The organism is Ruegeria sp. N4 (genome assembly GCF_056531425.1).
Window position 1 is genome coordinate 127,396 of sequence record NZ_JBQFLT010000013.1, and the last position, 18,676, is coordinate 146,071.

The following is an 18,676-nucleotide window of genomic DNA, read 5'->3' on the forward strand; positions in this document are numbered from 1 at the left end:
CCGGCAACGTGGGACAAGTCCCAAGACCTATTCGCCCAGCGCGATGCCTTCGCGCCGAGGGTCCGCGCCACCGCTCAGCCCATCGCGGATTTCGATGGCGTGCAGACCCGAGGTCAGGTCGCGGGGGTTCACCTCGAACCCAAGCTCGGTCAAGGCATCGACATAACCCTCGGCGGTGGTGCCCAGTTCGACGTCATAGGTGCCGAACCGGTTCACCAAATGCGGCAGTGACACCGCCTGCTGCACATCCATGCCCCAATCCGCCCAGGCGATGATCGACTTGGCCACATAACCGATAATACGGCTGCCGCCGGGCGATCCGATAGCCAGAACCGGCGCGCCGTCCAGCATCACAATCGTCGGGCTCATCGACGAGCGGGGGCGTTTGCCGGGCTCCAGCCGGTTGGCAATGGGTACTCCGTCCGAATGGGTCTTGAACGAGAAATCCGTCAATTCGTTGTTCAACAGAAACCCGTTGGTCATCAGCCGCGAGCCAAAGCCGTTTTCGATGGTCGTGGTCATCGACAGGACATTGCCATAGCCATCCACAATCGAGATATGCGAGGTCGAGGGCAGTTCCAGCGAGGCATCATCGGCCCAGTTCAACGCGTGGTCGAATTCGGGATTGCCGGGCGTGACCTCGGTCAGCGCGCTTTCGGTGTTCAGCAAGGCAGCGCGTTCCGACAGGTAGTCCGGGTCCACCAGCCCATTGGTCGGCATGGGGACATAATCGCTGTCCGCCATGTACCGCCCTCGGTCCGCAAAGGCGAGGCGCGAAGCGTCTCCGATCAAACGCCAGGCTTCCATGCTGTCCGGCCCCATGGCGGACAGGTCGAAATTGTCCAGCTTGCCCAGAATCTGCCCAACCGTCAGCGCGCCCGACGAAGGGGGCCCCATACCGCATACATCAAACGACCGGTATGCGGCGCAGACCGGCTCACGCTCGATCACCTGATACAGCGTAAGGTCAATGCCCGACAGAACGCCCGGATTGCCCGGAGCGGTCCGAACGGTGTTGACGATGCCCGCAGCGATATCACCGCCATAAAACCCCGCAGCCCCATCGGCCGCCAGAGTCCGCAACGTCTCCGCGTAATCGGGATTCACCAATCGCTGCCCTTGTTGCAAGGGTTCGCCGCCGGGCAGGAAATACTCGGCCGTTGCCGGAAAGCGGGAAAGCCGCTCGGCATCATTCTCGACCAGCGTGGCGAGGCGTGGCGACACAAGGAAGCCGTCCTCGGCCAGCCGGATACCATCTGTGAACAGGCCGGGCCATGGCGACCGGCCCCAGCGGCGATGGGCCTCCTCCAACAGGGCGGGCGTTCCCGGAGTACCCACCGACAGCCCGCCGACAACCGCGTCGAAGAATTTCAGCGGTTCACCGTTTTCGTCGTGAAACAGCCGCGGCGTCGCCTCCAGCGGGGCCGTTTCGCGCCCGTCCAGCGTGGTCAATTCTCCTGTGGCGGCATCGTACCAAACTAGAAATGCCCCACCCCCAAGACCCGAGGATTGCGGCTCGACCAGCCCCAGAACGACCTGAACAGCAACCATCGCATCCGCAGCCGAGCCGCCTGCGCGCAGTACCCGCGCCCCGGCTTCGACGGCCAGCGGATTGGCGGCAGCGACCATCCAGTTGTCGGATTGCACCGGTACGCCTGCGGCCTTCGCCTCAAGCGCGGCGACCACTTCTTCGGTAAGGGCCTGAACCTGACCTTCCGTCGCCCCTTCGGGCGCAACCGCATCTGCGGTTTCCTGCGCAATAGACGGGGCAGTAAACGTGATCGCAGACAGTATGAGACCTGAAATATAACCGGAACGCATCGTATCCTCCAATTCAACAATTGCTTTCAACACTGTACGGGCCACCGCAACACCGCAACCATCGGTTGATACAGAACCGAACGGCGGCAGAGTTCCGCCACACTGTTCATCACCTAATCTGCGCGGTCCCGATCGTATCGTTGCATGCCCTCAAATTCGGGCAGCCAGCCTTCCCGCCGGATTGTCCAGCATTCATATGTCGGTTTCAATTGGTCGGGCTGGTCAAAGCTGCCCAAATGAACCTCGACCTCTTCTCCGGTTTGGGCAAATACCGGCGAACCGCAGATCGGACAAAATGACCGCCCTGCATGGCTGCGGACCTCTCCGCTGATCTCAACCGCGTCCGTGGGAAAGATGGCAGCGGCATAAAACAAGGCACCGTGATGCTTACGACAGTCAAGGCAGTGGCACATCCCGACCCGCGACGGAGGCCCCTTTGCCGTTACGCGCACGCTGCCACAGCGGCATCCGGCCCGATAAACCTCCATCACAGTCCTTTCCCAATGCGCTATAGCATAGCGGGCACAACCTGATCCGGCGGGCGGTGGCCATCCTCAAACGTCTTGATGTTGATGATCACCTTCTCGCCCATCTCGATCCGCCCTTCCAACGTGGCCGACCCCATATGCGGCAGCAAAACAACGTTCGGCAATTGCCGCAGGCGCGGGTTCACATTGGTGCCGTGTTCATAAACATCCAGCCCGGCCCCGGCGATCTCACCCGCGCGGATCAGGCGGGTCAGGGCGTTCTCGTCCACCACCTCACCCCGCGATGTGTTCACAAGCACCGCCGACGGTTTCATCAGCTTCAACCGCCGCGCATTCATCAGGTGAAAGGTCGATGGCGTTGACGGACAATTGACCGAGATCACATCCATGCGCGCCACCATCTGATCCAGGCTTTCCCAATAGGTCGCCTCAAGCTCTTCCTCGGTCTCGGGGCGCAGGCGGCGGCGATTGTGATAATGCACCTGCATGCCAAAGGCGCTGGCACGGCGGGCAACGGCCTGCCCAATCCGGCCCATGCCCAGAATGCCCAGACGTCGACCACCGATCCGGCCACCCAGCAATGCTGTGGGTGCCCACCCGGCCCAATCGCCCTGCTGCATCACGGCCAACCCTTCGGGAATGCGGCGCGTAACCGCCAGAATAAGGCCCATGGTCATGTCGGCCGTATCGTCGGTCAGCACACCCGGCGTGTTCGACACCAGAATGCCGCGCTGCCGGGCTGTGGCCACGTCGATATTATCGACACCCGCGCCATAGTTTGCGATCAGACGCAGGTTCTCACCCGCCTGCCCCAACAATCCACCGTCAATTGTGTCGGTCACTGTGGGTACCAGCACATCGGCCTCTTGCACCGCCGCGACCAGTTCTTCGCGTGTCATGGGCGCGTCATCCTCGCGCAGGCGAACATCGAACAACTCGCTCAACCGCGTTTCCACTGCCTCGGGCAACCGTCGCGTTACAACAACACTCAGACGTTCTCTTGGCACTTCAGCCCTCCCATCGCTTTGCAAACGCGCGCGCTCCATGGCATCGTGGCGCAGGATAAGGCGGGGCACAAGAACCCCTAAGGCATTGAGTCGACCTTTTTTCGAAAGCAGATCAACAGGCACAAGAGCAGACAGTCAGTGAGTGGTCTTCTACCGGTGAAACGCCGCTGTTTGGCGATCCTTACCGTGGTTCTTATGGCGTTCGGCCCAATCGCCGCCGCGACGCAAGAGGCGCGCGGCCCTGTCACGAATCTGCCCCTGCCCCGCTATGTCTCGATGAAAGCGGCCGAGGGGAATGTGCGACGCGGCCCGTCCCTGACCCATCGAATCGACTGGGTGTTCAAACGTCGGGGCATGCCGCTGCAGATCACCGCCGAGTACGGCAACTGGCGCAAGGTACAGGACCGTGACGGAGCAGGCGGCTGGGTCCATTACGCGTTGCTGTCAGGTGTTCGGACCGTTCTGATCGAATCCGATATGTTGCCCGTCTACGCCCGCCCTGACCCAAATTCTCAGATCAATGCGCATTTCGAAACCGGAGTCGTCGCCCGCCTTGGCACCTGCTCATTGGATTGGTGCCGTATATCCGCAGGCGGCTATCGCGGCTGGACCTTGAAATCCAACCTCTGGGGCGTCGAACCCTCCGAAATCCGCGAGTAAGAGCCACCGCCTTGTGCTGGCTGCACCGCGCAATCGTTCGGGCGCGACCGAGGTTCGAATCTCTGGCAATGCCCCGCGACGCAGCTAAATTGACCTGACAGGGCCGAGGGGACACCATGAAAGCCATCACATATTCAGCATTCGGCGATGCGTCAGACGTTCTGAAACTGCAAGACCTTCCCGACGTGCCTCCGGCCCCAGGTGACGTGACCGTTGATCTGGCCTTTTCCGGTGTGAACCCCTCGGACGTCAAAGCGCGTGCCGGATCCAGACCCGGGGTCACGAAACCTGCGTTCCCGGTTATCGTCCCCCACAGCGACGGGTCCGGTGTAATCTCTGCCGTTGGAGAAGGCGTTCCAAAATCGCGGCTGGGTCAGCGCGTCTGGATATGGAATGGCCAGTGGAATCGCGCCTTGGGAACAGCGGCCACCCAAATCACACTGCCCTCGGATCAGGCGGTTGCCCTTCCTGACGCCGTCTCCCTGGAAACCGGGGCGGTTCTGGGCATTCCGGGCCTGACGGCCAGCCACGCTGTCTTTTCAGGCGGTGAAATTGAAGGCCAAACCATTTTGATCCACGGCGGAGCAGGCACGGTTGGCTATCTGGCCGTCCAAATGGCGAAATGGGCAGGCGCCCGTGTCATTAGCACTGCACACCCTCGCAACTATGAGCGCGTGCGACAGGCCGGATCGGAAACGGTACTGGACTACAGCGATCCTGATCTGGCCCAGCAAACCCTTGCCGCCAATGATGGCGTTCCGATCAACCGAATCGTCGATGTCGAATTTGGCCGGAATGTAGAAACAAATACTGCCGTGATCGCCGAGAATGGACGTATCAACGCGTTCGGCTCCGCGCAGGAGATGTCCCCCACCCTGCCCTTTTACCCCCTGATGTTCAAAGCTGTGACGCTTGAGCTTATCCTGATCTACCTTCTGCCGCCTGCACCGCGATCTGCGGCGATCAATCGGCTGCATGCAGCATTGGAAGATGGCAGCTTAATATGCCCGGTTGAAAAGATCCTGCCGCTACAGGATTGCGCATCCGCCCATGACCTTGTCCAAACCGGCAATCGCAACGGCGCAGTGCTGTTGAAAACCACCTGACGACCGGCCAAAAATATTTTTTCAAGGCAGTCGCATTTTTTACCCAAAAGCCCTTGAACCCCGCCAACAACAATCGTAGATAGCCGCTCACCGTTGGGGTGTAGCCAAGTGGTAAGGCAGCGGTTTTTGGTACCGTGTATCGTAGGTTCGAATCCTACCACCCCAGCCAAATTTTTCCTATATTTTAGAATGATTTAGGATTTTGAGGCGCACAGTTTGGCGCTCAAAAATCCGGTGATTTACTGTGGTAAACTGTGGTAAAACTGTGGTAATCGCAAAAATTTACACATGATTTTTGAGATAAGGTATTGTTTTGTAATAAAAAAATATACCTACGATGCGCGGTAACTTTACCACAGCAAGGATTATTTTCTGTGTGTTTGGAGCAAGTTAACGTTCTGCATCCCGATACCAACGCATTATCATCTTATCCAAAACATCTTCGCGTATGCGTCGATATTTGCCGACCTTTACATAGGGCATCTGTCCACGTTCGATGCGATTGTTGACCCAAGTCCTGTTACTGCGCCATCTTTCAGCAGCTGCTGCATCCGCTCCCACACCGCCGGGTTGATGATGGCAGGATGCTGCCCCTCATAAACCCGACCCTTGTGTCGGATGTGGCCAGCATAGATTGGGTTGCTGATCAGATGATGGATGTGTCCGCGATCGAAGAACGTACCACCTGTCACGCGTCCGCCAGAACGTTCCCGGCGGCGCGACCGGAGACCCAGTGCTTCCGCCTGCTCTTTCACGTCAAGAATGGTCTGATGCTCCAGATAGAGATCGTAGAGCGTCCTGATGATCTCAGCTTCTTCTTCGTCGATTTTGAGCGTCCGGCCGTCAGCCTGATACCCAAGTGGAACGTTCCCGCCCATCCAAAGACCCTTGCGTTTTGAGGCAGCAATTTTATCCCGGATACGCTCAGCGGTGACTTCCCGTTCGAACTGAGCGAAGCTGAGCAGCACGTTGAGTGTCAGGCGACCCATACTGGTCGACGTATTAAAGGACTGGGTAACGGACACAAACGATGCGTCGGCCGCGTCGAGGCGTTCGACCAGCTTTGCAAAATCAGCCAGCGAGCGCGTCAGCCGGTCAATCTTGTAGACAACAATCTGATCCACGCGTTTCTGGTCAACAGCCTGCATCAGCCGCTGCAACGCCGGGCGGTCAAGATGACCGCCCGAGATACCGCCATCGTCATAGTGATCCGGCAATAATTCCCAGCCCTCATGCTTCTGGCTCGCGATGTATGCTTCACAGGCTTCCCGCTGGGCATCGAGTGAGTTGAAATCCTGCTCCAGCCCCTCCTCCGAGCTTTTCCGAGTGTAAATGGCGCAGCGGATGCGTCGCATCACTGAACCCCGAAGAAGCGCGGCCCGGACCAGTGCGCTCCGGTGATGTGCTTTGCTATGGCGGACAGGGAACGCCATGTTTTGCCGTCCATGACGAACCCGCGATCAACCACTTCAATCTGATAGGTGCGTCCGTTCCATTCCCGCACTAGATGTGAACCCGGCTTCAGACTAGGAGGCGGCGTTTTTCCCAACGCGATATTCTGCAATCGGCGTTCTGTCTTCGCAGACAACCCTCCCAATTCCCGGTTCTGTAGTTCCCAGATTAGTACCCGTTTCATGAACTGCGGGGACAGGTATTTTGGCGGCGACCGACCGAACACTTCCCGCCATCGGTCAAGACAGCCGAGGCGATCTAGGTGTTCAATGTCGTCAAATGTCTTCGCAAGGTCACGATCCGCGCGCGTAGGATCCATGGCGATCACACCGACTTCACTATCCGGTAGAGCGTACCTTTGCCAGATCCAGATCGCTCAACAGTATGTCCCGCCTTGCGCGACATCGAAATCGCCGCGCGCGCGGAATGCGGTTGCCACCCAAAGGCGTTCTGAATCTGCGCAATCGTTGCACCAGCCTTGCGGGACAACAGTTTCTGCAACTGTTGCTGTCGCGTCGGGTTGTTCCGGGCGGGTTTGGCGGGTGGTGTTTTGATTTCCGTATCACATGAAGTTGTCATTGATGTCTCCACTTTGCGGGCACAGGCTGATCCTGCGCCCTGTACTGAGTGGAGCCCGGGTGCCCCGAGCGAATCTCAACCGTCGTCAGTACCACTTCCGTACAAGCCAAAGTCCAGTTGTTTACTGTAAGAATCGGGCGGAAAGCAGACCTTCGCTACTCTCGCGAAATAGCCATTCGCATTCTTGGTTAGCGGCCATTCGACAGCGGTTGCATGAATTGACCTATTGGTCCGCTTGAGCACGCCAACAGAGAAAACACCAGACGGTGTCGGCCTGGCGATCTCATCAGGATGTTTGATTGCCGATTTCGCGGCTTTACAACCCGCTTCGCGATTACGGTACAACTCTGTCGCGGCCTGACCAAGAGACTTCAGTGTTTTCGATTAGTGAGTGGCAACCTATTATGGTGTTGTTAAATATGTAAAATCCCTTTGGGCGCAGGGATCCCAACTGCGCTGTGAATATTTATGCTTTCTAAATATACAAATTCTCCTCTCAATCTTCACCGCTATGTTAGCGTTATCGCTTTGAGATTGACGCTTGTTCTCACCGGTTAGCCGGCACCCAGCACAATTTGCGAAGCATTTCGCGTTGTCGGCCCAATTGGCCCGGCAGCCAAGGAACATACACTGGAGGAAATATGTCCCTGATGCAGACCATTACCCGTAGAGCCGCCTTGCTTTCTGTCGCCGCTGTCGCACTGACTGCCGGGACAGCGTATGCAGGCGATGTCAAAATTGGCTTTCTGCTGAAAACCATGCAGGAAGAGCGCTACAAACGTGACCGCGCCGCGTTTACTGCGAAAGCAGAGGAACTGGGCGCCGAAGTTATCTTTGATTCAGCGAACAATGACGAGCTGACTCAGCTGGCTAAGTTTGAAAACATGCTTGCCAAGGGCGCAGACGTCATCGTGTTGCAGCCTGTGAACACCGGTACCGCCGGAAGCATGGTCAGCATGGCAAACAGCGAAGGTGTGCGCGTCGTCGGATATGACTCGATGCTCGTGGACGGGCCGCTGGATGCGATGGTGATGCAAGACAGCTGGGCCGTGGGCCGCCTGCAAGGCGAAGCCATGGTCGAATGGCTGCAGGACAAGAACGGAGAGGTGTCCGGCAAGATCGCCTTGATTCAAGGTCAACCCGGCGACTCCAACGCGATTGCCATGAGCAGCGGTGTGTTGGAGATTGTCGAAGCGAACCCGGGGTTGGAACTGGTGACCAATCAGGCGCATGAAGGTTGGTCATCCGAGAAGGCAATGGCGACTGCGGAAAACACGCTTACTTCAAACAGCAACGGCATCGACGCATTTATCGCCAACAACAGCGGCATGGCCCGTGGTGTTATCGCGGCATTGGAAGCACAGGGTCTGGCGTCATCAGACAAAGTGTTTGTGGCCGGATCTGATGCCGACCTGGCCAATATCCAATATGTTGCGCAAGGCAAGCAAGCCGTTGAAATCTGGAAGCAGATCGATCCTCTGGCTGAAACCGCGGCAGAAGTGGCCGTTGCTCTGGCTGCTGATCCGGACACCGCGCCCGCCGATTTGGTCGAGGTGGACAAGGTTATCAACAACGGTTTCGCCGATGTGCCGACAATCGTGACTCCGATCACGCTTGTGACACAGGACAACATCGATGACACGATCATCGCTGGCGGCTTCTACTCCAAGGAAGAGGTCTACGGGAACTGATCCCAAGGACTGTTTCCTGAAGGAGGGCGTTTCGCCATTTGGCTCCCTATGCGTGTACTCCCCGCGCGCGGCTTCATGGTGCCCTCCTTCCTTAACCCCTCACGGCGAGACTGCCGGTCAGGGTGGGGAATGTCCGAAACACCTTTCTGAATGTGATGGGAAAAAGCATGTCTGAAGTCGTCCTGAAAATGCAGGGTATTATCAAGGATTTTCCCGGAGTTCGCGCCCTGAACAATGTCAATTTCGAAGCCCGCTCGGGCGAGCTTCTGGCGTTGATGGGAGAAAACGGAGCGGGCAAATCCACGTTGATGAAAGTGCTCAGCGGCGTGTGGCCGTATCCGACCTACGAAGGCGATATCTTTCTGCGCGGCGAAAGAGTCCGGTTCGCGAATACGAAAGAGGCCGAGGCGGCCGGCATTGGCATCATCTATCAGGAACTCAACCTGATCCCCGGCCTGTCGGTTGCCGAGAACATCTTTCTGGATCGCCAGTTCACCGATGCCAAGGGCAGAATCAACTGGAATCAAACCTTTGCCGAGACTCAGAAATTGCTGACCGAACTGGGCATCAACGACATTCGCCCGACCGATCTGGTGCAGAATATCACCGTGGGCAAACAGCAGATGGTCGAAATTGCAAAGGCGCTGTCGCTCAAGGCAGAGATACTGGTGCTGGACGAACCTACGTCGGCACTGACGGATAAGGAGGTCAAGGATCTCTTCCGTATCATCCGCAAGCTGAAAGCCGACGGCGTCTGCATGTGCTACATCTCGCACAAAATGGAAGAGATCGAACAGATCGCCGACCGGATTGCGGTTCTGCGCGATGGTCAGACGATCGGTGAAGTCACTCCGATCGCGGATATCACGCTGGATCAGATCATCGCCCGAATGGTCGGGCGCGACATCAAGGATATGTTTCCCAAGGTCGATTTCACACCGGGTGAGGTGACTTTGGAGGTCAACGATCTGTCCGTCACAAACCCCGACCTGCCTGGCAGCTATCTGGTCAAGAACGCCAGCTTCGTTGCCCGCAAAGGCGAGATATTGGGCATCTCCGGGCTAATGGGCGCGGGCCGGACCGAACTGGTCGGTGGTGTATTCGGTGCCTATCCGGATCAGACCACTGGTGATGTGAAACTGAACGGGCAAAAGCTGGACATCAAGTCGCCGAAAGACGCAATCGATGCCGGTATCGCGCTGCTGACCGAAGATCGTAAGGCGTTGGGGTTGTTTCTGGACAAATCCATTTCCTTCAACACGACGATTTCCTCGCTTGAGACGATTAGTTCCAAGGTTCTGGGCATTATCAACACTCAGCAGGAGCGCAAAGTCGTTAAGGAATATGTCGACCAGCTTGGTGTCAAAACACCTTCGATTGACACAGTAATCGGTACGCTTAGCGGCGGTAACCAGCAGAAGGTCATTCTGGGTAAGTGGCTGAACTCACGTCCAGATGTGTTCATCCTGGATGAGCCCACACGCGGGATCGATATCGGCGCCAAGGTCGAGATTTACAAGTTGCTGAACGAACTGGTCCAGCAGGGTGTCACCGTCATCATGATTTCTTCGGAACTGCCCGAGGTTTTGGGCATGTGCGATCGGATTCTGGTGATGTGCGAAGGCGAGATCGTGTCGAACTTTGAACGGGACGACGCGAAGAAAGAAGCAATCATGGCGTATGCCACCGGCAGCGCATAAGGGAGGAAGCAAATGAGTGCTGACAGCAACGTTGCAGGTGTTGGCGTCAACGGCGCCAAGGAAAACCACCTGATAAACTTCATAAAGGATAACGCGACGCTGATAGCGTTGATCGTGCTTGTCGTTGGGCTCAGCTTTGCCGACGACGCGTTCTTCACCGCGCGGAACCTTAGCAACCTGTCCCGTCAGGTTACCATCATCGGGATCATTGCCGTAGGCATGACCATGGTCATCCTGATTGCGGGTATTGATCTATCCGTTGGCTCTGTCGTCGGGTTATCAGCAGTCGTCTGTACGCTCATGATGCAATGGGGCGTGCCGACCATATTGGCGGTGCCTGCAACCCTTTTGATCGTGGGTGTTGGAATAGGTCTGTGGAACGGGTTCTGGATAGCCAAGTTCAACATACCCCCATTCATCATAACCCTTGGAATGCTGACCATCGCACGCGGTCTGGCACTGACCCTGACCAACGGCAGTTCTGTCCCGGTAACGAGTAATGTGTTTCCATTGATTGGTGGTGCTTATATTCCGCCGATGTTGTCCAGTATCGTGCTGATCGTATGTGCTGCGCTTGCTGTTTATTCGATCTTCCGGGACGTCCAGCAAAGCAAGGCCCATGGCGTCGAAGTGAATATGCAGGAACTGTTGGTCAACGGGGCCGTAATGATCGGCGGGTTTGCTTTGGCCTTCCACGTGTTCACCAGCTACAAAGGGATCCCCGTTCCTGTCGCGATCTTTGCAGTCATTGCATTTGCCGGGATCTATACGCTGAACAGCACCCGCTTTGGTCGCCGCCTCTATGCGCTTGGCGGAAACGAAGATGCGGCTCGCCTGTCCGGCATCAACGTCGTCCGCACCAAGATGATTGTCTATACGGTCATTTCGGTTCTGTCGGCGCTGGCTGGTATCATCCTGGCCTCGCGTCTGAACGGTGCCTCGCCCAACCTTGGAACGATGTTCGAACTTGATGCGATTGCGGCTGTTGTTATCGGCGGTACCAGCCTGGCTGGTGGCTCGGGCAAGGTAAGTGGAACCATCATCGGTGCTCTGTTGATCGGGGTCCTGAACAACGGCATGAGCCTGCTTGGGGTGGTCACATTCTATCAGTTGATCATCAAGGGCCTGATCATCATCCTCGCCGTCTGGTTCGATGTGATGCAGAAGAAATAATGTTGCTGGCCTGCCCCCGGTCATACGCACCGGGGGCAACGCCAAAATCCCCTAAATCTTGAATGACAGTTGGGAGGTAAGCGATGGTCCAGTCCATTTTAGCAACCTTACGCACAAATGGCCTCAAAGCTTTGGGTTTGGCCGGCCTTCTATCCGCATCGCTGCCAATGATCGCGGCAGCACAGGACAACGCTAAAATCGGGTTCCTGCTCAAGACAATGCAGGAAGCCAGATATCAGACAGACAAATCTCTGTTCATCGCCCGCGCGGAATCCCAGGGCGCAGATGTGATCTTTGACAGCAGCGGCAACGATCCATTGCGCCAGTTGCAGCAGGTTGAGGAAATGCTGGAATTGGGGGTGGATGTTCTGGTTCTACAACCCGTCAACACAGCAACCGCCGGAGCACTGGTTGATCTGGCTCACGAACAAGGCATCAAGGTCGTCGGATACGACTCGATGCTGCAGGACGGGCCGCTTGACGTCATGGTCATGCAGGACAGTTGGGCTGTCGGGCAGCTTCAGGCCGAAGCGATGGTGGACTGGCTGAATGATACCCGCGGTGAGATCAAAGGCCGGGTCGCCCTGATCCGCGGTCAGCCTGGTGATTCCAATGCCGAAGCCCTCAGCAGCGGTGTGCTGAAAGTGATTGCCGATCATCCTGGGCTCGAGCTTGTTGCGGATCGCAGCCATGTAGACTGGTCTCCCGATATGGCCAGAGACACTGCCGAGAACCTACTGGTCGAATATGACAACGACATCGATGCGTTCATCGCCAACAACAGCGGGCTTGCCTTTGGGGTTCTGGCAGCATTGTCGGATGAGGATCTGGCATCGGCTGATCAGGTCTTTGTTGCCGGGTCAGATGCTGATCTGAAGAATGTCCAAATGGTTGCTGACGACGTACAGGCGCTGGAAATCTGGAAGCAAATCAAGCCCCTGGCCTATGAGGCGGCGGATATTGCTGTGAAAATTGCGCAGTCTCCGGATGCCGAAATCAGCGAACTGATCGGTGAGCATACGCTGATCGACAATGGTTTCGCGGAAATTCCGACGGTTATCACCCCTGTCTTGGCAGTCACGAAAGACACCATCGACAGCACGGTGATCGATGGCGGGTTCTATACCAGCGAACAGATCTATCAGAACTGAAGCTGCTATAATCACGCATACGCCCGTCGACAAAACAGCGAATAAAAGCAAGGGACCGAAATGTCGGACAAGATCAATGTCGCAGTCCTAGGACCGATCCCAAGGGACAATATCACCAGCTATCAGGGTGAGAAGTTCAACAAATTTGGCTGCGCGGTTTACACAGCGGTCTGCATGTCCTCGCTGGCTGGTCCGGGTTCGCGGATCAACGTCGTCAGCCATGTACGCAGGTCGGACGTCGACAATGTTCGCAACTTGCTGTGTGAGTTTCCGCATCTGGATGTCAGCCATGTCACCGGTGACGCCGATCAGGGCGCGGTGATCGATCTGGTTTACGTAGACCAGAACCGGCGCAACGAGAAGCAAACGGGTTTCATGAACCCGATCCTGCCCGAAGATATCCAGGACCTGATGGATTGCGAGGCTTTCGTTTTCGTTCCGATCACGGATTTCGAGGTTCCGTTGGAAACGATCCGATACATCAAGGCCAACAGCGATGGTCTGGTTGTATTTGATGCGCATGGTCCCACCAGTGGCTGTTCAGCACATGGCGAACGGTATCATAAATTCTGGATCGATCGGGATCGCTGGCTTCCGCATATCGACCTTCTGAAGATGAACTTGGAAGAGGCTCAATGCAGTTGGTTCAAAGGGGAATACGGCTCTGACGAGTTGCAGGAAATAAGCGAACTCACGATGGACCAGCTGCCCAAGTTCGCCCAACACTGCCTGGATCTGGGCGTCAAGGCGCTCTACGTCACGCTGGATCAACACGGCTGCGCCGTCTACCACAAGGATGCAACCGGCCGGATGCGGGAACATCTGGTCAAGCGAGTGCTTGTCGAGGATGTGGTCGACACCACGGGCTGCGGGGACAGCTTTGCTGGTGGCCTGGCTTTTGGCTACCTCAAGACCGGCGATTTCGTCAAAGCCTGCCAGTTCGGAAACTGTGCAGGAGCGCAGCGCTGCTCGAGCAGCGAGCTGGATGTCTACGGATCACTGGAAGAAACCGAACGTCAGATTGCCGAAACCTACGGCGACTGAATTATCCGAAATATCACCCGAATGGAGCCCTGACATGCAGACAATGCTGAGCAGTAGCGACTGGCTGATCGAAGAAACCCAACTCAATCTGGATGAAGCGAACTTCAAGGAGACCATTTTTACGGTCGGCAACGGCTATCAGGGCACACGTGGGTCGCTGGAAGAGGGCCACAAAGGAGAGCTGTCCGGCACCTATCTGGCCGGTGTTTACGATCACCATGACTCGACGGTGATCGATCAGGTCAATGTTCCGACCTGGTTGCCGCTTAGGGTTCGTGTTGAAGGTGAAATTCTGGATGTCCAAACGTGCAAAGTTGTCGAACATAGGCGGGTATTAGATCTGCAGACCGGATTTCTGCATCGGGATACCGTGTTTGAAGACAGCACAGGCCGTCGCACCCGCATCAACAGCATCCGGTTTGCCAGTTTTGCCGATCAGCATATCTGCGGCATCCGTTTGACGGTGACGCCGGAAAACCACTCGTCCAAGATAACTGTCGAAAGTGCACTGGATGCTCAACGGTACAATCTGGACCGCTTGCCAGCTTATCAGGGAAACCCTGAATTCCACCCCGAGGTCAAATGGGAAAAATGGGCCAAAAGCCGACACCTGAAGGTGACTCAGTCTCACGCAAGCAGCGATGCGTCCTATATTGAAGCTCTAACTCTGGACACTGGCATTTCGATTGGCATGGCGTCTGCCTTGGATTGTCCTTCCTTCAGCGAGTTCAAAGGCGCAAACCGTGATTATGAGCGGGTTTCGCAAACCGTTTCTGTCGAGGCGCTCAACGGGCAAAGCCTGACCTTCGAAAAGATGGTGTCGATTTATACATCGCGAGATCTGAACGGCGCGGAATTGGCGGCCAAGTGCGAAGCCTCCCTTGAGACCGCGCATGCCAAAGGGTTCTCCGCATGTCTAAGCGAAAGTGCCGCAGCCTGGCGCAAAAAATGGGACGCCTGTGATTGTGTGGTGACGGGTGATCCAGAAGCAACGCGGGCGATGCGTTTCAACATCTATCATCTGCTGATTGCCGCCAACGAAAATGACCCGCGCGCGAACATCGGCGCCAAGTCCATGTCTGGCGAGGGGTACAAAGGTCACGTTTTCTGGGATACTGAAATTTTCCTGCTGCCCTTCTATATATTCACGCAGCCGGAGACGGCCAAAGCCCTTCTGAAATACCGTTACAATACGTTGAACGGCGCACTTGAGAATGCCCGCATGAATGGGCTTAAGGGCGCGCAGTACGCTTGGGAATCCGCTGATACCGGGGTGGAGACAACGCCAAAATGGACAGCGGACGGCGCGAACCGGATCTGGACCGGAGAAGAAGAGATTCACGTCACCGCATGTGTGGCATATGGCATCCTCAGTTATGTTGCGGCGACCGGAGACAAAGATTTCCTTCGCGATTTCGGGGCCGAGGTTTTGTATCAGACCAGCCGGTTCTGGATCAGTCGACTGGAATGGAACAAAGACATGGACCGGTACGAGCTGACAAACGTTATTGGGCCGGACGAGTTTCACGAGCATGTCGACAACAACACGTTCACCAACCGAATGGCGAAATGGCATCTGGAGCAATCCGCACGTGTTTTCAAAGAGTTCAGCGAGGCCTCGTCAGCGGTTCATGACGAATTGCGGATTCGGTTAGATTTAACAGAAAAGGAAGTGGATAATTGGCTGGAAACGGCCGAAAAAATCTATGTTCCCTTTGACCCGTCCCGCAATCTGATTGAGCAATTTGAAGGATATTTCCAGCTCAAGGACATTCCCATCACCGAATGGGACAAAAACCGTATGCCGGTCTACCCGGAGGGGCATGATCACTTTTCACTGAATGGCTCGATGCTACTCAAGCAACCTGACGTGATCATGTTGAACTATCTCTTGCCCGACGAGTTTTCAGACGAAATCAAAAAGGCGAACTATGCGTTTTATGAGAAACGCACGATGCACAAATCATCGCTCAGCCCGGCCATTCATTCGATCATGGGGATTGAAGTTGGCGACATTTCCTCGGCCCATCACTATTTCGAACGTTCTGCCTTTGTTGATCTAGTCAACAATCAGGGAAACACACAGGACGGGATGCATATCGCATCGGCCGGTGGCACCTGGCAGTCGCTTGTTTGTGGGTTTGGCGGGTTCCGGGTCAAGCACGGCAAGATGACGTTCAAACCCTGGCTGCCCGAGGCATGGTCCGGCATCCGGTTTAATCTGAAGTGGCAGGGGAATGACGTCGAAGTTCTGATTTCTCATGACGAGTGTCGGTTTAAGCTGATTGCTCCGTCCGGCACGAAAGAGGATATCGAGGTGATGGGCCATCCTGTTACTTTGATTGCCGGAGAGGAAGCGGTCTTAGCACCGCAGCCTGCGTGACAACCAAGATTTTTCTCGCAGGAATGGTCAAGGTGTGCCGAGGTGCTATCGTCAGTCTGCAAGAGCCTCAGCAACGCGCGTGTGCAGTTGTTCCGCTGCCGCGTGATCGATGAGCAATTCGTTAACAAGTCCCCGGGTGATCAGTTCGAATACCGTATCGCCTCGTTCCTTCTGAATCGCGACGACCACAACACCACTTTGATCAGGATCGTCAAATGCCCGATCTGCGATGGCTTTGACATGCTCTGTTTTGATCCCGGTCCACAGCCCGTTCAGCTCGTCAATCAGGTCCATCTTGGCCTGTGAAATTTCGGTTCTCGGGATCAAAATACCGCCAAGGTCCCCGACGACCAATTGCCGGAGATCGTCAGCCCTTAACCCGCCAGCCTGAACCAGCTCTTCAAAACTGCCCAGAACCGGAGTGCTTGAAGACCCGACGCTGGAAATCAACATATCCATTTTATCAATCAATGCGTCTGGACCCGAAAACACGCGGTGAAATCCCGGGGTGTCAGAGATGTACTGCCAAATGGAACGGCGCATGGTCTCATCGTAGTGACGGGGTATGTATGCCGGGAAACCAGTGAGCTGAGGGCTATCCTCCGGCTGATCGTTAAATAGCTCATCAAACGTTCCGGCAAGCCGGCTGGCAGAGTATCCATGCTGAGCCAGCGACATCAATTCTGCGCAAACCGCTGCAAACTCAGTCTTTTGCGACTTATCTATGGGCTGCCTTGAGGCTGCAATCCCTTCTGCCAGAGACTTGATTGTTCGACCCCACGCAACGCCGATGACGTTCGATTTCTCGATCAGTTCTATCAATCGTCCGGATGCGGTTCGTCCAAACCTGGTACGGCGCTGTGACAGCGCAGCCTCGGTGTTCCCCGGGCCGCTTTCAAACACCCCAAGCCGAGGCGGTCTAAGCTTGTTCCTGTTGCAATATCGCTTCAGATCAGAATTCAACCCTGAAGGAGCCAGCATTTCGTCCATCTGGGCAATCCACTCGTCTGAGAATTGTTCTTTGACGAAGCGTTGTTCGATGACCAAGTAGTTTTGGCGTTCAGCGTGTTTCAGTAACCGCGATACATGCGGTTGAGACAGGCCACCAAGAATTGCTCCTATCTCTACCTGCGACATGTTGTGCGTTGCGCGCATATAGGCAGCGCACTGGGCGCGTTCTTCAAATGGAAGTTTTTTAACGTCGATCATTTGTTCAATACTGTTCGTTAGCAGGATCCTGACAGCGTGAATAACTATGCCATATAAACATTCACATGCCAGCCGATTGAAGAAAAATCCTTACATGCTACGTGTTTCTTGCACAGGCTCGAACCAGGAGATTCAGCATGCCGATCAAAGGACTGATCTTTGACCTCGATGGTGTTTTGGTCGACACCGTACCGGCGCATTTTGCTGCTTGGAAACGCATGTTCGAAGAATACGGGTATGAGTTTGGAAGGGCGGAATACCGGCGACTTGTCGATGGGCGCCCTCGTTATGACGGCGCGCGCGCGGTCATGACCCGGCATTCGGAGAATGAAGTCAGAACCGCCGCAGACAAAAAAAATGACTATTATGTTGAAATGATCGAGCGAGGCGAATTTCGTGTCTTCGATGCTGCTGTGCACCTCGTAAGACAATGCCAGTCGGAGGGTTACGGGCTGGCGGCCGCTTCCAGCAGCGCCAATGTCCGAGCCGTTCTCGAAAAAGCTGGTTTGTTGGATGCCTTTCCGGTTGTTATCGGAGGCGACGATGTCGAAAAAGGGAAACCCAACCCTGATATATTCCTCACCGCCGCCAGCGGGCTGGGGCTTAATGTGGATGAATGTATCGTGATCGAGGATTCCTCTTCCGGTGTCGAAGCGGCAAAGAATGGTGGTTTCTATTGCGTAGGTCTTCTTCATGAAGATCACGAGAGTGAACTAACGGCTGCGGATTGCGTCATTTCTTCGCTGGCCGAGGTTGACATTGAGCAGATAGACGAATCCAAGTCGGAATTGCCTGTCTAAATACTTTTTTGCGACATAGAACTGGATTTTTTAGGGACAGATAACAGACTTCACCTAAAATTCAGTATCGTGTGCTCAACCTCTCACAACTCCGTGTGCCCGAGTTTGACTATTGGCCGCTTCGGTCAAGCTCCGATGCGGCGCTTGACTCTGCTGGGAAGGCACGGTTGGGACCGTTTACGCGCGTGTGAGGCGTTGGGCTGAAGGTCCAGAAAATCCGCGAACTGTTCGCTCGACCGATACCCTATGTTGTACTGGTAGCGAACGGCAGGTTTGACGGGCTGCACCGCAGCATCGAAGGTGTCCGCTGGACGGCAGGAATGGGCCGGTTGGTCTTGATAGTTATTTAGCCGAGCTGCAGCCGCCAATGACCTCAAGTTCCAAATGTTCTCGGGTTTTAGCAATAATAAGA

At 55.7% G+C, this 18,676-nt stretch carries 17 protein-coding genes and 1 tRNA gene; 11 read left to right on the forward strand and 7 right to left on the reverse strand.

Annotated features, from left to right (window positions below; all coding sequences use genetic code 11):
- Window positions 1–27: 27 nt before the first annotated feature.
- From ggt to ACR0LW_RS18070, 3 genes are all read right to left on the reverse strand, one after another.
- A complete protein-coding gene (gene ggt, locus ACR0LW_RS18060; RefSeq protein ID WP_480883730.1) occupies window positions 28–1,821 on the reverse strand; it encodes a gamma-glutamyltransferase in 1,794 nt (597 codons plus the stop codon).
- 113 nt (window positions 1,822–1,934) lie between these two features.
- Window positions 1,935–2,309: a GFA family protein gene (locus ACR0LW_RS18065; RefSeq protein ID WP_480883732.1), complete on the reverse strand. Its 375-nt coding sequence runs from the start codon at window positions 2,307–2,309 to the stop codon at window positions 1,935–1,937.
- A gap of 20 nt (window positions 2,310–2,329) precedes the next feature.
- Window positions 2,330–3,316, reverse strand: a complete 987-nt coding sequence (locus ACR0LW_RS18070) for a 2-hydroxyacid dehydrogenase (RefSeq protein WP_170453125.1) — start codon at window positions 3,314–3,316, stop codon at window positions 2,330–2,332.
- 195 nt (window positions 3,317–3,511) lie between these two features.
- Here ACR0LW_RS18070 and ACR0LW_RS18075 point away from each other — a divergent pair, with 195 nt between their 5' ends.
- From ACR0LW_RS18075 to ACR0LW_RS18085, 3 genes are all read left to right on the forward strand, one after another.
- The gene (locus ACR0LW_RS18075; protein ID WP_170453126.1) at window positions 3,512–3,976 is read left to right on the forward strand and encodes an SH3 domain-containing protein; all 465 of its coding nucleotides are present in this window, start codon (window positions 3,512–3,514) and stop codon (window positions 3,974–3,976) included.
- A gap of 116 nt (window positions 3,977–4,092) precedes the next feature.
- Entirely contained in the window at window positions 4,093–5,082 is a 990-nt protein-coding gene (locus ACR0LW_RS18080) for an NADPH:quinone reductase (protein WP_480883734.1), read from the forward strand.
- A gap of 94 nt (window positions 5,083–5,176) precedes the next feature.
- Window positions 5,177–5,251 (forward strand) — tRNA-Gln (locus tag ACR0LW_RS18085).
- A 301-nt stretch (window positions 5,252–5,552) separates the two neighbouring features.
- On the opposite strand, the gene ACR0LW_RS18090 is transcribed toward ACR0LW_RS18085, so the two are convergent.
- Genes ACR0LW_RS18090 through ACR0LW_RS18100 form a run of 3 tightly spaced genes read right to left on the reverse strand, consistent with a single transcriptional unit; the run spans window position 5,553 to window position 7,023 of the window.
- Window positions 5,553–6,437: a recombinase family protein gene (locus ACR0LW_RS18090; RefSeq protein WP_480883736.1), complete on the reverse strand. Its 885-nt coding sequence runs from the start codon at window positions 6,435–6,437 to the stop codon at window positions 5,553–5,555.
- Window positions 6,437–6,853, reverse strand: a complete 417-nt coding sequence (locus ACR0LW_RS18095) for a DUF2924 domain-containing protein (RefSeq protein ID WP_170452282.1) — start codon at window positions 6,851–6,853, stop codon at window positions 6,437–6,439. Before ACR0LW_RS18095 ends, ACR0LW_RS18090 begins: the two co-directional genes overlap by 1 nt.
- A gap of 5 nt (window positions 6,854–6,858) precedes the next feature.
- Complete coding sequence (locus ACR0LW_RS18100) at window positions 6,859–7,023, reverse strand: DUF3489 domain-containing protein (protein WP_480883751.1); 165 nt, start codon at window positions 7,021–7,023, stop codon at window positions 6,859–6,861.
- On the opposite strand from ACR0LW_RS18100, the gene ACR0LW_RS18105 reads away from it, so the two are divergent.
- The 7 genes from ACR0LW_RS18105 (at window position 6,961) to ACR0LW_RS18135 (ending at window position 16,255) form a co-directional block, all read left to right on the forward strand.
- The gene (locus ACR0LW_RS18105) at window positions 6,961–7,104 is read left to right on the forward strand and encodes a hypothetical protein (RefSeq protein WP_480883753.1); all 144 of its coding nucleotides are present in this window, start codon (window positions 6,961–6,963) and stop codon (window positions 7,102–7,104) included. The genes ACR0LW_RS18100 and ACR0LW_RS18105 overlap by 63 nt on opposite strands.
- 650 nt (window positions 7,105–7,754) lie before the next feature.
- A complete protein-coding gene (locus ACR0LW_RS18110; RefSeq protein ID WP_480627353.1) occupies window positions 7,755–8,804 on the forward strand; it encodes a sugar ABC transporter substrate-binding protein in 1,050 nt (349 codons plus the stop codon).
- 167 nt (window positions 8,805–8,971) lie between these two features.
- Entirely contained in the window at window positions 8,972–10,504 is a 1,533-nt protein-coding gene (locus ACR0LW_RS18115) for a sugar ABC transporter ATP-binding protein (RefSeq protein WP_480659035.1), read from the forward strand.
- Window positions 10,505–10,516: 12 nt separating this feature from the next.
- Window positions 10,517–11,677, forward strand: a complete 1,161-nt coding sequence (locus ACR0LW_RS18120) for a sugar ABC transporter permease (protein ID WP_480476158.1) — start codon at window positions 10,517–10,519, stop codon at window positions 11,675–11,677.
- Window positions 11,678–11,844: 167 nt separating this feature from the next.
- Window positions 11,845–12,828 (forward strand): substrate-binding domain-containing protein, encoded by a 984-nt coding sequence (locus tag ACR0LW_RS18125; RefSeq protein WP_480883739.1) that lies wholly within the window; start codon window positions 11,845–11,847, stop codon window positions 12,826–12,828.
- Window positions 12,829–12,888: 60 nt separating this feature from the next.
- Window positions 12,889–13,872, forward strand: a complete 984-nt coding sequence (locus ACR0LW_RS18130) for a carbohydrate kinase family protein (protein WP_480883740.1) — start codon at window positions 12,889–12,891, stop codon at window positions 13,870–13,872.
- Window positions 13,778–16,255 (forward strand): glycoside hydrolase family 65 protein, encoded by a 2,478-nt coding sequence (locus ACR0LW_RS18135; RefSeq protein WP_480883742.1) that lies wholly within the window; start codon window positions 13,778–13,780, stop codon window positions 16,253–16,255. Before ACR0LW_RS18130 ends, ACR0LW_RS18135 begins: the two co-directional genes overlap by 95 nt.
- 51 nt (window positions 16,256–16,306) lie before the next feature.
- On the opposite strand, the gene ACR0LW_RS18140 is transcribed toward ACR0LW_RS18135, so the two are convergent.
- On the reverse strand, window positions 16,307–17,464 hold the full coding sequence (locus ACR0LW_RS18140) for a sugar-binding transcriptional regulator (protein WP_170451110.1): 1,158 nt from the start codon (window positions 17,462–17,464) through the stop codon (window positions 16,307–16,309).
- 137 nt (window positions 17,465–17,601) lie between these two features.
- Between ACR0LW_RS18140 and ACR0LW_RS18145 the strand changes: the two genes are divergently transcribed.
- Window positions 17,602–18,264: a beta-phosphoglucomutase family hydrolase gene (locus tag ACR0LW_RS18145; RefSeq protein ID WP_170451108.1), complete on the forward strand. Its 663-nt coding sequence runs from the start codon at window positions 17,602–17,604 to the stop codon at window positions 18,262–18,264.
- Window positions 18,265–18,676 lie beyond the last annotated feature (412 nt).

Bases quoted from the DNA above. Each gene is read 5' to 3' on its own strand.
- ggt (WP_480883730.1), bottom strand. From the start codon at position 1,821: ATGCGTTCCGGTTATATTTCAGGTCTCATACTGTCTGCGATCACGTTT.
- ACR0LW_RS18065 (WP_480883732.1), bottom strand. From the start codon at position 2,309: ATGGAGGTTTATCGGGCCGGATGCCGCTGTGGCAGCGTGCGCGTAACG.
- ACR0LW_RS18075 (WP_170453126.1), top strand. From the start codon at position 3,512: ATGGCGTTCGGCCCAATCGCCGCCGCGACGCAAGAGGCGCGCGGCCCT.
- ACR0LW_RS18080 (WP_480883734.1), top strand. From the start codon at position 4,093: ATGAAAGCCATCACATATTCAGCATTCGGCGATGCGTCAGACGTTCTG.
- ACR0LW_RS18090 (WP_480883736.1), bottom strand. From the start codon at position 6,437: ATGCGACGCATCCGCTGCGCCATTTACACTCGGAAAAGCTCGGAGGAG.
- ACR0LW_RS18095 (WP_170452282.1), bottom strand. From the start codon at position 6,853: ATGGATCCTACGCGCGCGGATCGTGACCTTGCGAAGACATTTGACGAC.
- ACR0LW_RS18105 (WP_480883753.1), top strand. From the start codon at position 6,961: ATGCGGTTGCCACCCAAAGGCGTTCTGAATCTGCGCAATCGTTGCACC.
- ACR0LW_RS18110 (WP_480627353.1), top strand. From the start codon at position 7,755: ATGTCCCTGATGCAGACCATTACCCGTAGAGCCGCCTTGCTTTCTGTC.
- ACR0LW_RS18115 (WP_480659035.1), top strand. From the start codon at position 8,972: ATGTCTGAAGTCGTCCTGAAAATGCAGGGTATTATCAAGGATTTTCCC.
- ACR0LW_RS18120 (WP_480476158.1), top strand. From the start codon at position 10,517: ATGAGTGCTGACAGCAACGTTGCAGGTGTTGGCGTCAACGGCGCCAAG.
- ACR0LW_RS18125 (WP_480883739.1), top strand. From the start codon at position 11,845: ATGATCGCGGCAGCACAGGACAACGCTAAAATCGGGTTCCTGCTCAAG.
- ACR0LW_RS18130 (WP_480883740.1), top strand. From the start codon at position 12,889: ATGTCGGACAAGATCAATGTCGCAGTCCTAGGACCGATCCCAAGGGAC.
- ACR0LW_RS18140 (WP_170451110.1), bottom strand. From the start codon at position 17,464: ATGATCGACGTTAAAAAACTTCCATTTGAAGAACGCGCCCAGTGCGCT.
- ACR0LW_RS18145 (WP_170451108.1), top strand. From the start codon at position 17,602: ATGCCGATCAAAGGACTGATCTTTGACCTCGATGGTGTTTTGGTCGAC.